Raw genomic sequence first — 14727 nt, 5'->3', positions numbered from 1 at the left:
ATTTCGCCGGAGGAAGCTGGTCCTAGGCGCTCGCCATCTGCCGGGCCGGCGGGGCCTTCCGCGCCCGATGCCGTTCCAGGAGTTCCCGGAGGTAGCGGCCCGTCCAGCTCCGCGGATTGTCCGCCACGGCCTCGGGCGAGCCCTGGGCCACGATCTCGCCGCCGCCGTCGCCGCCTTCGGGGCCGAAGTCCACCAGCCAGTCGGCCGTCTTCACGACGTCCAGGTTGTGTTCGATGACCACGACCGTATTGCCCTGGTCGGCCAGTTCGTGCAGCACCTCGAGCAGCTTCTTGACGTCCTCGAAGTGCAGGCCCGTGGTCGGCTCGTCGAGGATGTAGAGCGTCTTGCCGGTGGCCCGCCGCGACAGCTCCTTGCTGAGCTTCACGCGCTGGGCCTCGCCCCCCGAGAGTGTGGTCGCCTGCTGGCCGACCTTCACATAGCCCAGGCCCACGCGCTTCAGGGTCTCCATCTTCTCGCGGATCGGGGGCACGGCCTTGAAGAACTCGGCCGCCTCTTCGACAGTCATGTCCAGGACGTCGGCGATGTTCCTGCCCTTGAACATCACCTCCAGCGTCTCGCGGTTGTAGCGGCGGCCGTGGCAGACGTCGCAGGTGACGTAGACGTCCGGCAGGAAGTGCATCTCGATCTTGATCAGGCCGTCGCCCTGGCAGGCCTCGCACCGCCCGCCCTTGACGTTGAAGCTGAACCGGCCGGGGCCGTAGCCGCGGGCTTTGGATTCCGGCAGGCCGGCGAACCAGTCGCGGATCGGCTGGAAGGCGCCGGTGTAGGTCGCCGGGTTCGAGCGCGGCGTGCGGCCGATGGGCGACTGGTCGATGTCGATGACCTTGTCGAAGTGCTCCAAGCCCTCGATCCGCTCGTGCGGCGCGGGCGCGTCCGCGGCGTTGTGCAGCCGGCGCGCGGCGGCCTTGTAGAGGGTCTCGATGGTGAAGGTCGACTTGCCGCCGCCCGAGACCCCGGTGATGCAGGTGAAGGTCCCGACCGGGATTTCGGCGGTGACGTTCTTGAGGTTGTTTCCCGTCGCGCCGACGACGCGCAGCACCTTCTTCTTCGAGATCGGGCGGCGGTCCTCGGGCACGGCGATCTCGCGCGCGCCCGACAGGTAGAGGCCCGTGACGCTCTCCGGGTTGGACATGATGTCGGCCGGCTTGCCCGAGGCGATCACACGGCCGCCATGGACGCCCGCCGCAGGACCCATGTCGATCACATGGTCGGCGGTGAGGATCGCCTCCTCGTCGTGCTCCACCACCAGCACCGAATTGCCCAGGTCGCGCAGACCCTTGAGCGAGGTGAGCAGGCGGGTGTTGTCGCGCTGGTGCAGGCCGATGCTGGGCTCGTCCAGCACATAGAGCACGCCGGTCAGGCCCGAGCCGATCTGGCTGGCCAGACGGATGCGCTGGCTCTCGCCGCCCGACAGCGTGCCCGAGCTTCGGGACATGTTGAGATAGTCGAGGCCGACATTGACGAGGAACCGGAGCCGGTCGTTGATCTCCTTCAGGATCCGCCGGGCGATCTCCATCTGCTTGTCGGTGAGCTGGCTCTCCAGCCCCTCGAACCACTCCTGGGCGTGGCGGATCGACAGGCGCGAGGTCTCGCCGATGTGCCGGCCGGCGATCTTCACCGCCAGAGCCTCGGGCTTCAGGCGATAGCCCTCGCAGGCCAGGCACGGAGTCTCGGACTGGTAGCGGCCCAGCTCCTCGCGCACCCAGGAACTGTCGGTTTCGCGCCAGCGGCGCTCAAGGTTGGGCAGCACGCCCTCGAAGGTCTTGTTGACCTCGTACTTGCGGGCGTTGTCGTCGTAGACGAACCGGATCTTCTCCGAGCCCGAGCCGTACAGCACGACGTTCTTCGCCGGCTCCGGAAGCTTGCGCCACGGCTCGTCCATCGAGAAGCCGTAATGCCGGGACAGCGCCTGCAGCGTCTGGGTGTAGAGCGGGGAGGGCCCTTTGGCCCACGGCGCGACGGCGCCCTTGTGCAGGCTCTTGTCCTTGTCGGGCACGATCATGTCGGCGTCGAAGGCCAGCTTGGCGCCCAGGCCGTCGCAGACCGGGCATGCGCCGTACGGGTTGTTGAACGAGAACAGGCGCGGCTCGATCTCGCTGATCGTGAAGCCTGAGACCGGACAGGCGAACTTCTCGGAGAAGATCAGGCGCTTCGGTTCCGCCTCGCCCTCGGCCCTGTCGGCCCATTCGGCCACCGCGATCCCTTCGGCCAGCCGCAGCGCCGTCTCCAGGCTGTCGGCGTAGCGGCCCTCCAGGCCCGGCTTGGTCACCAGCCGGTCCACCACGATGTCGATGTCGTGCTTGAACTTCTTGTCGAGAGTCGGCGCGTCCTCGATGGGGAAGAATTCGCCGTTCACCTTCACGCGCTGGAAGCCCGCCTTCTGCCACTCGGCGAATTCCTTGCGGTACTCGCCCTTGCGGCCCCGGACGACGGGCGCGAGCAGGTAGATGCGGGTCCCTTCGGGCAGGGCGGTCAGCTTGTCGACCATCTGGCTGACGGTCTGGCTCTCGATGGGCAGGCCCGTGGCCGGCGAATAGGGCACGCCCACGCGCGCCCAGAGCAGGCGCATGTAGTCGTGGATCTCGGTGACGGTCCCCACGGTGGAGCGCGGGTTGCGGCTGGTGGTCTTCTGCTCGATGGAGATGGCCGGAGACAGGCCCTCGATCAGGTCCACGTCGGGCTTGCTCATCAGCTCCAGGAACTGGCGAGCGTAGGCCGACAGGCTCTCGACGTAACGACGCTGCCCCTCGGCGTAGATGGTGTCGAAGGCGAGCGAACTCTTGCCCGAACCCGAGAGGCCGGTGATCACCACCAGCTCGCCCCGCGGGATGTCGACGTTGACGTCCTTCAGATTGTGTTCGCGCGCGCCGCGGACACGGATGAGATTGTGCGGGTCGGCCATGGGAGTCCGTAAGCTGGGACGGCCCGCCGGGCCACCGCCCGCGGGACCGCCCAATGTAGGTGAGGCGACTCACGGATAACACGGGAACGGAGTGGGAACAAAGCCGGCGTCTCGCGGGCGCGAAGGGCCTGCTGACACCACGCTGTCAGCAGATCGGATCTGTGGCGCAGCCGTGGCGAGGGCGGATCAGAACCTTTGCCGATAGGCGATCTTCGTGCCGTCGACGCGCAGGCCCTGGTCGTCGAACCACTCGGCCCTGGCGCGTACGCCCACGTCGGGAAGCTCGTCGCGGGACGGGGCCGCCAGTCGTTCCGAGACCGAGGGCGCCGGAAGAATGCGGGGGACGGCCCGCAGCTTCGGCGTGCGCTGCGCCGGCTTCGCCTCAGCCCTCGCCGCCATCTTCGAAGCGCCGGACGCCGCCGTCGCCGGCGCGGCGGGCTGGGCGTGGGCGGCCAGCGGAGCTGCGGCCAGGGCCGCGGCGGCCAGAAGAACCGGAAGACGGTGGGACAAGGTCGATCTCCCTTATGGAACCGACCGTCATAACCCCTTCAGAACCCTTTGGTTTCCAGACTCACGAGAACGTCAGTCTCCTGTCTTCACGGGGCGATCACGCCCTCCAGCATGGCCGCGTCGCGGCGCAGGCGCTGGGCGTCCCGCGCCGGCGGCGAGCCGAACAGCCGCGCATACTCGCGACTGAACTGCGACGCGCTCTCGTAGCCCACCGCGTAGCCTGCGCGGGCCGCGTCGGGTTCGGCGATCAGCAGGCTTCGCGCGTGTTGAAGGCGGAGCGTCTTCTGGAACTGGAGCGGGCTCATCGCCGTCGCGGCCTTGAAGTGCCGGTGGAAGGTGGCCACGCTCATGCCCGCCCGTCCGGCGAGATGCTCCACCCGCAAGGGCTTGCTGTAGTGCTCCCGGATCCAGGCGATGGCCCGGCGCACCTGCGACAGGCGGCTGTCGGCGGCCGCGATCTGGCGCAGCATGCGCGCCTGCGGGCCCTGGAGCAGGCGATACAGGATCTCGCGCTCCAGCATGGGGGCCAGCACGGGGATGTCGGACGGCCGGTCCAGCAACCGAAGAAGCCGCAGCCAGGCGTCGGCGAGGTCCGGCGTCATCGGACAGACGTCGAAGCCGAAGGGGGTGGGCTCCATCGCGCCGCCGTCCACCTGGGGCAGCAGCCCGGCCAGGATTCCCCGGTCCAGCCCGAGCGACACCGCCCGGTATGGCCGCTGGGCGCTGGCCTCGATCACGCCGCTGGTGACGGGCATCTCCACCGAGCCGATGGCGTAGCTGGCCGGATCGTAGCGGAGACGACGGTCGCCGATGGTCACCGCCTTGGCGCCCTGGATCACCACGCACAGCATCGGCTCGTACAGCACCGGCTGAAGCGTCGTGCGGGCGAAGCTCTGGAACAGCGACACGCGCGGCGCCGGCGTCTGGCTGCGGGCGCCGAACGTGTGCCGCGCGGCGATATCGCCCATCTCGGACAGAATATCCTGCATGGGGAGATGATCGGATCGCGGCAGCGCGGCGGCAAGGGGCGCTCGCCCGCCACTGGCCGGGTTGAGAGGATCGGGCAAGACTTCGCGACGAACAGGCGCACGGCGCCTCCCGGGCGGCCCCAGATGAAGGTCAAGCGAAACTCCGGAAGGACGACCAACCATGACCAGCGCAACCCAGGCCATCGGCGCCCAGTCCACAACCGACGACGTCCTGGACGGCGTCGATCTCTCCGGTCGGAGAATTCTCGTGACCGGCGTCTCGGCGGGCCTGGGCGTGGAAACCGCCCGCGTGCTGGCGGCCCGCGGCGCGCACGTGGTCGGCGCCGCGCGCGACCTGGACAAGGCCCGCAAGGCCACGGAAATCGTACGCTCCGGCGCGGCCAATGGCGGGCGACTGGATCTGGTGGAACTGGACCTCGCGTCGCTGGCCAGCGTCCGCGCCTGCGCCGACGCCCTGGTCGCCCGCGGCGAGACCTTCGATCTGGTGATCGCCAACGCCGGCGTGATGGCGACGCCGTTCGGCAAGACGTCCGACGGGTTCGAGACCCAGTTCGGGACCAACCACCTGGGCCACTTCGTTTTGGTGAACCGCATCGCCGGGCTGATGGGGCCGGGCGCGCGCCTGGTGAACCTGTCGTCCGCAGGGCACCGCTTCTCGGACGTGGATCTGGAGGACCCGAACTTCGATCGCACGCCGTATGCCGAGTTCGTGGCCTACGGGCGGTCGAAGACGGCGAACATCCACTTCGCGGTGGAGTTCGACCGGCGTCACCGCCACCGCGGCGTGCGGGCTACGGCGGTGCATCCCGGCGGCATCCAGACCGAACTCGGTCGTCACATGACCCAGGAGACGATGGACGCCCTGGTGGCCAACATGCGGAACGCCGGCGGGGAGGCGTTTTCCTGGAAGACGATCCCGCAGGGGGCGGCCACCAGCGTCTGGGCCGGGGTCGTGGCGCCCGCGGACGAGGTCGGGGGCCGCTATTGCGAGGACTGCCACGTCGCCGGGATCGTGGAGGGCGAGGGACTCCGGGGCGGCGTGCGCCCCTATGCGCTGGACCCCGATCGCGCACGGGCGCTCTGGGCGTTGAGCGAGGCGATGGTCGGCGAGACCTTCCCCGAGGCCTGAGACATGGGGCCTGAGACATGGGGCCTGAGACATGGGGCGTGAGGCGTCGTCGGCGTCCGCTTGCGGGCGGGCGCCGATGCTCCTAGATACCGCCCGCGAACGAGGAGCAGGCCGATGCGGCGCGCGCTGGACAATCCGACCACCCCGAACGTCCACGCCGCGATGTCCTGCTCCCATGTCCGCTCCTGTCTCCGCCTTCGTCACGCTCGACGGTCTCAGCTACGCCACGCCTGACGGCCGTGTTCTCTTCGACAACCTGACCCTGGCCTTCGGGCGGGAGCGCACCGGCCTCGTCGGGCGGAACGGCGTGGGAAAGTCCACGCTGCTGCGCCTGATCCTGGGCGAACTGTCGCCTGCCGCCGGCGCGGTGAGCGTGCGCGGGCGGCTGGGCGTGTTGCGCCAGGCGCTCCGGCCGCCGCCCGGCGCGACCGTGGCCGCCCTGCTCGGGATCGAAGCCGACCTCGCGCGCCTGCGCCGGATCGAGGCCGGGGAGGGAACCGAAGCCGATCTCGCTCAGGCCGACTGGAGCCTCGAGGCCCGTCTCGACGCGGCCCTCGCCGACGTGGGGCTGCCCGGCCTCGCCCTCGACCGCCCCGCCGCCACGCTGAGCGGCGGTCAGGTGACGCGCGCGGCCCTGGCCGGCCTGATGGCCGCCCAACCCGACCTGCTGGTGCTGGACGAGCCCACCAACAATCTCGACGCTGAGGCGCGCGGCCTCGTCGCCCAGGCGCTTGCGAGGTGGAAGGGTGGGGCGATCGTCGTCAGCCACGACCGCGCCCTGCTGCGCGGCCTGGACCGGATCGTGGAGCTGTCTCCCCTGGGCGCCCAGGTCTACGGCGGCGGCTACGACCCCTACGCCGCACGCAAGGCCGAGATGGAGGCTGCCGCCGCCCGGGAGGTGGCCGAGGCCGGCAAGGCCGCCGCCCGGGTGGCGCGCGAGGTCCAGCAGGCGGCGGAGCGAAAGGCGCGGCGCGACGCGGCCGGGCGACGCGCCCGCGCCAAGAACGATGCGCCCAAGCTGCTGCTCGACGCCCGCGCCGAGCGCGCGGAGGCCAGCGGCGGCCGCGAACGTCGCCTGGCGGAGAAGCTGATGGCCGCCGCGTCGGAAAGCCTCGCTGCGGCCGAGGCCCGTGTCGAACGCGGGCGCACGCTGGCCTTCGAGCTGCCGCCGTCGGGGCTGCCCGCGGGGCGGTCTCTCCTGAGGTTCGAGGCGGCCGGCTTCGCCTGGCCCGGCGCCGCGCCCCGGCCTTCGGGCCTGACCTTCCGCCTGGACGGGCCCGAGCGGGTGGCGATCGTGGGGCCGAACGGCGCCGGCAAGACCACGGCGCTGCGACTGGCTGCGGGTGACCTCGAGCCCACCGCCGGGCAGGTCCGCCGTGGCGTGCGCACCGCGTTCCTGGATCAGCAGACGGCGCTACTGGGCGACGACGTCAGTCTGGTCGCGGCGTTCCGCCGGTTGAATCCCACATTGGGGGAAAACGCCGCCCGCGCTGGCCCGCTTCCTGTTCCGGAACACGGCCGCCGAGAAGCCCGTCGCCGCGCTGAGCGGCGGCGAGCGCCTGCGCGCGGCGCTCGCCTGCGTGCTGACGGGTGCGACGCCGCCCCAGCTCCTGATCCTGGACGAGCCGACAAACCACCTGGACCTGGACTCCATCGGCGCGGTCGAGGCGGCGTTGCGCGGCTACGACGGCGCGCTCCTGGTCGTCAGCCACGACCGGGACTTCCTGGCCGCCATCGGCGTGGAGCGGGAGATCGCCCTGGCGTGAAGCCGGGCGATCTCCCTCAGGTCAGGCCGCGACGGCCTTGCGCCCGACGCGGAAGACGGCGTTGGCCCGCGCACAGGGGTGGCCGTCGGCGTTCATGAAGGCCTGGGTGAAGCACAGCGTCCCGCCTGTCTTCACGAACACGGTCTCGAACTCCAGCCACTGCCCGATCTGGGCGCTGTGGAGGAAGTCCACGGACAGATTCACGGTGACCAGCATCGACACTCCACCGAGGCGCCGGGAGCCGTTCATTCCCATGGCGATGTCCGAGAGCGCCGAGATGACGCCGCCGTGGACGAAGCCGCGGCTGTTGCAGTGCGCCTGCGCGGCCCTGACGCCCAGCACCATCACGTCGTCCTGGAGCCGCCGCCACAGTGGCTCCCAGGGCTCGGTCACGGGACTGCGCCGGTCGTGGCGCTCGAAACCCGCGGGGACGTTGGCGGCGTCGCTCATGCGGCGCCGGCCAACTTGGCCAGACTCTCCAGCGTGCCCTTGCAGGCCCGCGCCGCCTCGGCGCCCTTCACCCGGAAGTGGGTGCGGAAGAACGTCTGGTGCTCCTCGTGCTCGTGAAAATGATGCGGCGTCAGAACCACCGAGAACACCGGCGTCTCGGTGGCGAGCTGCACCTGCATCAGTCCCTGGATCACCGTCTGGGCGACGAAGTCGTGCCGGTAGATGCCGCCGTCCACCACGAAGCCCGCGGCCACGATGGCGGCGTAGCGGCCGGTCCGCGCCAGGGTCTGGGCATGCAGGGGGATCTCGAACGAGCCTGGCGTCTCGAACTTCTCGACGGCCGAGGCCGGCAGCCCCAGGGCCTCCAGCTCCTCCACGAAGCCGTGGTAGGCCTCGCGGACGATGTCGGCGTGCCAGAGCGCATGCACGAAGGCGATGCGGCCGGCGCGGAAGGCGCCGTTGGCGGTGGGGAATTCGAGGGTCTCGAGCTTGGGGGTCTCAAGCTTGGAGGTCGCAGTTTGGGTCATGGTCTTCTCCCTGACCGGGTTCAAAGGACCACGACTCAGGGGCAGGCCACGGGCGCGCGACGGACAGTGTCCCTCATGCGCGACATGACCGTTCTCATAACCGGACTATGACCGTCGGCTCCGGGATCGCACCGGCTCTGCTCGTCCCCTCCGTCGCCGAAGCTCGGGAGGGCGCCCGCGGGCTCGTCCCTCTCTCTCGCGAGGGGAGGGCATTACCGCCGGTGGGGAGTTTCACCCCGCCCTGAGAACGTAGGCCGCCGGTCCATCCGACGGCGGACCGAGTATAAGCCGCCTGCACGCCGTCAAACAAGTGTTTGAAGGTGGTCGCCCGATCGAACGCCGCGTCAGGCCCGCCGATTCAGGGTGATCGCCGTCGCCAGCGGCGCGGCGTTCTGGGTTCCGGTGGCGCCGTAGACGCTGGCCTGGCTGCGCTGGGCCGCGACTTCCTCGGCGATGCACTTCACCAGCCCCTCGGTCACGGTGCGGGCGGCTTCGATGGCGCGGCCCTGGCGGGCCAGCACCGCGTCGAACGCCTCGGTCGCCTGGATCAGCCGCTGGCGGTCCTTGGCCGGCGCGCCTTCCACCAGGCGCGGGTCGGCGCGCACGCGGGCGCTCTCGTGCCGGTACAGGTTGGCCAGCCGCGAGGCTTCTTCCTGCATCTTCGCCGCGTCCTGGGGTCGGCGCGATTCGAAGGCCTGGGCCTGGGCGGCGATGATCTCGGTCAGCCGTTCGGTCAGGATGATGAGCTGGTCGACACGGTCGGTCGCGTCGGTGGCGGCGATGGCCATCAGTTCGACTCCTGAAGTTTGAGAAGCTCGCGCTGGATCGTGTCGGCGATGCCGACGCCGCCGGCCTTCACCGTGTGCTGCGCCATGGCGTCGGTCATCAGCGAGCGGAACATCTCCTCGCCTGCGCCGCCGCCGAAGGGGCCATCCGTCTCCAGACCGGCGAACATCTGCTGGAACATGACCGACAGGAACTGGGTCTCGAACTTCTGCGCGGCGTCCCTGGCCTTGCTGCGGGCCATGTCCTGGGCGGTGGCGGTCGAGGTCGGCGACAGCAGGGTGGGGGACAGGAGGGCCGGGGAGAGCGGAGACGTCATCACATCACCTCGATTTCGGCCTGAAGCGCGCCGGCCGCCCGGATGGTCTGGAGGATCGAGATCATGTCGCGGGGCGTGACGCCCAGGGCGTTCAGGCCGGCCACCAGGGTCGAGAGCGAGGCGCCCGAACGGACCGTCAGGAACTGCTTGCCCTTCTCTTCGTCCACCGAGACGTCGGACTGAGGGATGACCACGGTCTCGGCTCCGCGCGGGGCGAAGGCTCCGGGCTGGCTGACCGCCGGCTGTTCGCGCACGGTGATGGTCAGGTTTCCCTGCTGGATGGCGACGGTGGAGACGCGCACCGCCTCGCCCATCACGATCACGCCGGCGACTTCGTCGATCACCACCTTGGCGCCGTTGTCCGGTTCGACGGTGAGGTTCTCGATCTGCGCCATGAAACTGACCATGTCGCGGCCCGCGGGCGGGCGCAGGGCGATGATGGTGGGGTTTTCCGCCACGGCCGTCCCCGGGTGCAGCGTGTTCACCGCGTCGGCGATGCGACGGGCGGTGGTGAAGTCGGGATTGCGCAGCGTCAGGCGCATCTGGCCCATGTTGGCGAGCTGGAAGCCCACCTCGCGCTCCACCGTGGCCCCGCCGGCGATGCGACCCGCCGTGGGCACGCCCTTCAGCACCGCCGAACCCGAGGCGCCCCCGGCGCTCACCGAACCTGTCTGGATGGTTCCCTGTCCGACGGCGTAAGCCTGGCCGTCGGCGCCCAGCAACGGCGTCACCAGCAGCGTGCCGCCCAGAAGACTCTTGGCGTCGCCCATCGCCGAGACGGTGGCGTCGATCTGCGAGCCCGGCGCGGCGAAGGGCGGCAGCTTCGCCGTCACCATCACCGCCGCCACGTTCTTGGTGTTGAGGTTGGCGTCGCGGACATTGACCCCCAGCCGCTCCAGCATGGCCTCCAGGCTCTGGCGTGTGAACGGCGCGTTCCGCAGGGCGTCGCCGGTGCCGTTCAGGCCCACCACGATGCCGTACCCGACGAGCTGGTTCTCGCGGACGCCTTCGAATTCGACGATGTCCTTGATCCGCGATTTCGCGCAGGCCGGGCCGCTCGCGGCGACGCCGGCGGCGAGGACCAGGGCGGAGACGAGGCGGAGAAGCGGGAAGCGGGCCGGACGCATGGCAACCTTCGGGCGTATGGGTTCGGGAGAGTAGGGCCAGAACCATGCCAAGAGAAAAATGCTTTAAAAACAGCGCCCCGATGCGGCGGGAGGCAAGATCGACTAGGCAGATTCCGCCGCCTGTTAACCATGCTGCAAGTTTAGCCGGTAAAAGGTGGCGCATGGTTTGGAATGCCCGGACAGCGCATCCATGAAGGTCAACGGCGCCAGCGGGCCCGCGCCCGCGTCGGTCGCCCGGCCCGCGCGCGGCGCGGCCGGCGGCCAGGGTTTCAGCGTCTCCGGCGCGGCCGCGCCTGCGGCTCCGGTTCAGCCCTCTTCGGTCGCCGGGCCTGCGGGCGTGATGGGCGTCGAGGCGCTGCTGGCGTTGCAGGACGTGGAGAGCGCGGTCGAGCGTCGGCGTCGGTCGGTCAACCGGGCCGGCCGCCTCCTGGACGAACTGGACGGTCTCAAGGTCGCCCTGCTGGGCGGAGAGCTCTCGAAGGCCCAGGTGGAACGCCTGGCCCGCGCGGCTCGCGAACAGAGGGCCGCCACCGACGATCCCAGGCTGGAAGCGGTTCTGGACGAGATCGAGACCCGCGCGGCGGTGGAGCTTGCAAAGCTGGAGTCGGCCGCTGGCGCGGCCTGACGAAACCGTGCTTTTCGGCGGCGTTGAAACCGCCGGTCGTTTTGCTATACAGCCGCCGCGTGTCTCAAGGTCCCCAAGGGGCGTGAGGTTTTCATGAAGACAGCCACGGTCCTGGCTGACAAATCCGACTATCGTCCCTCCGAGGACGAGGAGTTCATGAACGAGCGGCAGCTTGAATATTTCAAGCAGAAGCTCCTGGCATGGAAAGAGGACATCCTTCGCGAATCTCGCGAAACGCTCTCTCATCTCCAGAAGGAAACCGAGAACCATCCCGATCTTGCTGATCGGGCGTCCTCGGAGACTGACCGCGCTCTTGAACTGCGCACACGGGACCGGCAGCGGAAGCTGATCTCCAAGATCGATGAGGCCCTGCGCCGCATCGAGGACAACAGCTACGGCTTCTGCGAGGAGACGGGCGAGCCGATCGGTCTGGCCCGGCTCGAGGCGCGGCCCATCGCCACCCTGAGCCTCGAAGCCCAGGAGCGCCACGAGCGCCGCGAGCGCGTCCACCGCGACGATTGAGCCTGTCGTCCTGGGCCGCTCCCGTCCGTTTCAGGCGGCGTGAATCTCCGGCGCGTCCGGCGTTCGCACATCCGAGGCCTTCGGGATCGGCTTTGCGGGCCGTGATGCGGTGATATATATATGCTCAAATTGAGCATTACTCCGGACAGGGGCGATCGGTGACGAGGCCGTTCCACGCGATCCACACGCACGGCTTCGTCCGCGCCGCCGTCTGTACGCCCGCCGTGCTGCCGGGCGATCCGGCCTTCAACGCCGCCGAGACGTTGCGCATGGCGCGGCAGGGCGACGCCGAAGGCTGCGACCTGATGCTGTTCCCCGAACTGGGGATCTCGGCCTATGCGGTGGATGATCTGTTCCTGCAGGACGCCCTGCTGAAGCGCGTGGAGGCCGAGATCGCCGCCCTGGCGGCGGCGACGGAAAGCCTGAAGCCGGTGCTGGTCGTGGGGGCGCCGGTGGCGCGGGCGGGGCGGCTCTACAATTGTGCGATCGCCATCTCGCGGGGGCGGATTCTCGGTGTCGTTCCGAAAAGTTTCCTGCCCAACTATCGGGAATATTACGAGAAACGCTGGTTTGCGCCTGGCGCGGGCGTCACGGGGCTGACCGTCGTGCTGGCCGGTCAGGAGGTCGCGTTCGGGACCGACCTGATCTTCGAGGCTCAGGATCTGGCCGACTTCGTGTTCCACCTCGAGATCTGCGAGGACTTCTGGGCGCCTGCGCCGCCCTCCACCCAGGGCGCGCTGGCCGGCGCGCTGATCCTCTGCAACCTGTCGGCCTCGAACATCGTGGTCGGCAAGGCCGACGACCGCGAGATCCTCTGCGGCAGCCAGTCGATGCGGTGCCAGTCGGCCTACCTGTATTCCGCGGCGGGGCCGGGGGAGAGCACGACCGACCTCGCCTGGGACGGCCAGGCCTCGATCCACGAACTGGGCCGTCGCCTCGCCCAGACCGACCGCTTCCCCGCCGCGTCGCAGATGGCGACCGCCGACATCGACGTCGAGCGCCTGCGCCTGGAGCGGATGCGCACGCCCACCTTCAACGACGCCGCCGCAGCCGCCGGCCATCCCGAGCAGCGCTTCCGCCGCGTGCGCTTCGCCCATCAGCCGCATTTCGCCGACGTGGGCCTGATCCGTCCGCTGGACCGCTTCCCCTTCGTGCCGGACGATCCGGCGCGCCTGGACAAGGACTGCTACGAGGCCTTCAACATCCAGGTCCACGGGCTGGCCAAGCGGATTGAGGCCACGAAGAGCCGGCACATCGTCATCGGCGTCTCGGGCGGCCTGGATTCGACCCATGCGCTCATCGTGGCGGCCAAGGCGTTCGACGCCGTGGGCCTGCCGCGCGAGAACATCCTGGCCTTCACCCTGCCGGGCTTCGCCACCAGCGAGGGGACGAAATCCAACGCCTGGGCGCTCATGAACGGCCTGGGCGTCACCGGCGCCGAGATCGACATCCGCCCCACGGCGCGCCTGATGCTGGAGGAGATCGGCCATCCCTTCGCCGACGGCCAGCCGGTCTACGACATCACCTTCGAGAACGTGCAGGCAGGGCTGCGCACCGACTACCTGTTCCGGCTGGCCAACCAGAGGAACGGCTTCGTCCTGGGCACCGGCGACCTCTCGGAACTGGCCCTGGGCTGGTGCACCTACGGCGTCGGCGACCAGATGAGCCACTACAACGTCAATTCGGGCGTGGCGAAGACGCTGATCCAGCACCTCATCCGCTGGGTCGTGAAGACCGGGCAGTTCCCGGACGGGCCGGCCGCCACCCTGCTATCGATCCTGGACACGGAGATCTCGCCCGAACTGGTGCCGGCCGACGCGACGGGCGCGATCCAGAGCACCCAGGCCAAGGTGGGACCGTACGAACTCCAGGACTTCAACCTGTTCCACATCACCCGCTACGGCCTGCGGCCGTCGAAGGTGGCGTTCCTGGCCTGGCATGCGTGGCGCGACGTGCAGGACGGGCTGTGGCCGGAGAACTTCCCGCCCGAGGCGCGCAACGCCTACGACCTGGCCACCATCAAGAAATGGTTGGGGGTCTTCCTGTTCCGCTTCTTCGAGATCAGCCAGTTCAAGCGCTCGGCCATGCCCAACGGTCCCAAAGTCATCTCGGGGGGCGCGCTTTCCCCGCGCGGCGACTGGCGGGCGCCCAGCGACGGGACGGCCCGGGTCTGGCTGGAGGAACTGGAGGCGAACGTTCCTTAGGTCGGTGAGCCGACCATCTGGCTCCCAAGCCGAAGGTCGCAGCGAGGAACGCCGGCCGCGCCGTCCGGCTGGGTGACGGCGAAGCTGGGCGGCAGCGCGCCCTCATGCGACGCGGATCTGCGCTGACGCCGCCCGCAGTGACCCGCGACAGCAGTGTCCGCGTGTCGCGTCCCCGGCCTCTGCCCGTGTTCTGAAATGGCGCGCTCCTGGCGAGGGTTCGATCCGGCGATCCGGATGGAGCGTCTTGATGCTTTCGGCGATTCCAGCTTACAAATAGGAATTATGGTTCCGATTTCCGCACCGGAAGGCCGGCGGGACCTCCAATCCGATGAGGTGTCGTGATGCTGGTGACCAACGCAGTGCAGCCGGGCGGCGAACAGGCGAAGGCGTTCTTCAGCGGGCCGGAGGACGGTCGCTTCGTCATGGTCAACCTTCTGAAGTTCAAGCCCTTCGCCGAGTACCCCGACGGATCGGACGCTCACATCACGGGCGCCGAGGCGTATGCGCGCTACACGGTGGAGGTGCGCAAGCTCCTGGCCTCGTATGGCGGTCGTTCGCTCTACGCTGGCGCCGTGACCGGGATCCTGCTCGGTGAGGTGGGGGAGCTCTGGGACATGATCGCGCTCGCAGAGTACCCGTCTCTCGCCGCGATGAGCGAGATGATGCGATGCCCGGGCATGCAGGCCATCTCCCACCATCGCCACGCCGGCCTCGCCGGCCAGCTGAATATCCGCACCCGGCCGCATGTTCGCAACGAGGTCGTCGCCGAAGCTCCCTAGCGGGCAGGAGTGAGAGCGCGCGCCGCGCGGCGACCCACGGCGGCAGGTCCGCCCAGCTTATACGAAGAAGGCTC

At 69.4% G+C, this 14727-nt stretch carries 13 protein-coding genes, 1 pseudogene and 1 riboswitch; of the genes and pseudogenes, 6 read left to right on the top strand and 8 right to left on the bottom strand.

Going from position 1 to position 14727, the window contains the following annotated elements; translation table 11 throughout:
• Positions 1-22: 22 nt before the first annotated feature.
• From uvrA to ABS78_RS13755, 3 genes are all read right to left on the bottom strand, one after another.
• Positions 23-2923 (bottom strand): excinuclease ABC subunit UvrA, encoded by a 2901-nt coding sequence (uvrA, locus tag ABS78_RS13765; protein WP_293380108.1) that lies wholly within the window; start codon positions 2921-2923, stop codon positions 23-25.
• A gap of 186 nt (positions 2924-3109) precedes the next feature.
• Complete coding sequence (locus ABS78_RS13760; protein WP_293380105.1) at positions 3110-3433, bottom strand: hypothetical protein; 324 nt, start codon at positions 3431-3433, stop codon at positions 3110-3112.
• 86 nt (positions 3434-3519) lie between these two features.
• Positions 3520-4422 carry an AraC family transcriptional regulator gene (locus tag ABS78_RS13755; protein ID WP_293380102.1) on the bottom strand — a complete coding sequence of 301 codons (903 nt, stop codon included), beginning with the start codon at positions 4420-4422 and terminating at the stop codon, positions 3520-3522.
• 160 nt (positions 4423-4582) lie between these two features.
• On the opposite strand from ABS78_RS13755, the gene ABS78_RS13750 reads away from it, so the two are divergent.
• Positions 4583-5551, top strand: a complete 969-nt coding sequence (locus ABS78_RS13750) for an SDR family NAD(P)-dependent oxidoreductase (protein ID WP_293380099.1) — start codon at positions 4583-4585, stop codon at positions 5549-5551.
• A 31-nt stretch (positions 5552-5582) separates the two neighbouring features.
• A pseudogene (locus ABS78_RS13745) lies at positions 5583-7317 on the top strand (ABC-F family ATP-binding cassette domain-containing protein).
• A gap of 21 nt (positions 7318-7338) precedes the next feature.
• Here ABS78_RS13745 and ABS78_RS13740 read toward each other — a convergent pair.
• The 5 genes from ABS78_RS13740 to ABS78_RS13720 form a co-directional block, all read right to left on the bottom strand.
• Positions 7339-7767 carry a PaaI family thioesterase gene (locus ABS78_RS13740; RefSeq protein ID WP_293380096.1) on the bottom strand — a complete coding sequence of 143 codons (429 nt, stop codon included), beginning with the start codon at positions 7765-7767 and terminating at the stop codon, positions 7339-7341.
• Positions 7764-8294, bottom strand: a complete 531-nt coding sequence (locus tag ABS78_RS13735; protein WP_293380093.1) for a 6,7-dimethyl-8-ribityllumazine synthase — start codon at positions 8292-8294, stop codon at positions 7764-7766. The genes ABS78_RS13740 and ABS78_RS13735 overlap by 4 nt, the downstream gene beginning before the upstream one ends.
• 86 nt (positions 8295-8380) lie before the next feature.
• A riboswitch (FMN riboswitch) is annotated at positions 8381-8547 on the bottom strand.
• 91 nt (positions 8548-8638) lie between these two features.
• Positions 8639-9082: a flagellar basal body protein gene (locus ABS78_RS13730; RefSeq protein ID WP_293380090.1), complete on the bottom strand. Its 444-nt coding sequence runs from the start codon at positions 9080-9082 to the stop codon at positions 8639-8641.
• A complete protein-coding gene (locus ABS78_RS13725) occupies positions 9082-9396 on the bottom strand; it encodes a rod-binding protein (RefSeq protein ID WP_293380087.1) in 315 nt (104 codons plus the stop codon). The genes ABS78_RS13730 and ABS78_RS13725 overlap by 1 nt, the downstream gene beginning before the upstream one ends.
• Positions 9396-10523: a flagellar basal body P-ring protein FlgI gene (locus tag ABS78_RS13720; protein ID WP_293380084.1), complete on the bottom strand. Its 1128-nt coding sequence runs from the start codon at positions 10521-10523 to the stop codon at positions 9396-9398. Before ABS78_RS13720 ends, ABS78_RS13725 begins: the two co-directional genes overlap by 1 nt.
• 190 nt (positions 10524-10713) lie before the next feature.
• Here ABS78_RS13720 and ABS78_RS13715 point away from each other — a divergent pair, with 190 nt between their 5' ends.
• The 4 genes from ABS78_RS13715 to ABS78_RS13700 all read left to right on the top strand — a co-directional run bounded on the left by ABS78_RS13715 (position 10714) and on the right by ABS78_RS13700 (position 14653).
• The gene (locus tag ABS78_RS13715) at positions 10714-11148 is read left to right on the top strand and encodes a flagellar assembly protein FliX (RefSeq protein WP_293380081.1); all 435 of its coding nucleotides are present in this window, start codon (positions 10714-10716) and stop codon (positions 11146-11148) included.
• A gap of 93 nt (positions 11149-11241) precedes the next feature.
• Positions 11242-11670, top strand: coding sequence for an RNA polymerase-binding protein DksA (gene dksA, locus ABS78_RS13710; protein ID WP_293380078.1), 429 nt, complete (start codon positions 11242-11244; stop codon positions 11668-11670).
• 158 nt (positions 11671-11828) lie between these two features.
• Complete coding sequence (locus tag ABS78_RS13705; protein WP_293380075.1) at positions 11829-13874, top strand: NAD(+) synthase; 2046 nt, start codon at positions 11829-11831, stop codon at positions 13872-13874.
• 341 nt (positions 13875-14215) lie between these two features.
• Positions 14216-14653 carry a DUF1330 domain-containing protein gene (locus ABS78_RS13700; RefSeq protein ID WP_293380072.1) on the top strand — a complete coding sequence of 146 codons (438 nt, stop codon included), beginning with the start codon at positions 14216-14218 and terminating at the stop codon, positions 14651-14653.
• Positions 14654-14727: the final 74 nt, after the last annotated feature.

Source organism: Phenylobacterium sp. SCN 70-31 (assembly GCF_001724605.1).
GTDB lineage: Bacteria > Pseudomonadota > Alphaproteobacteria > Caulobacterales > Caulobacteraceae > Phenylobacterium.
This window is presented reverse-complemented; position numbering and strand designations above follow the sequence as displayed.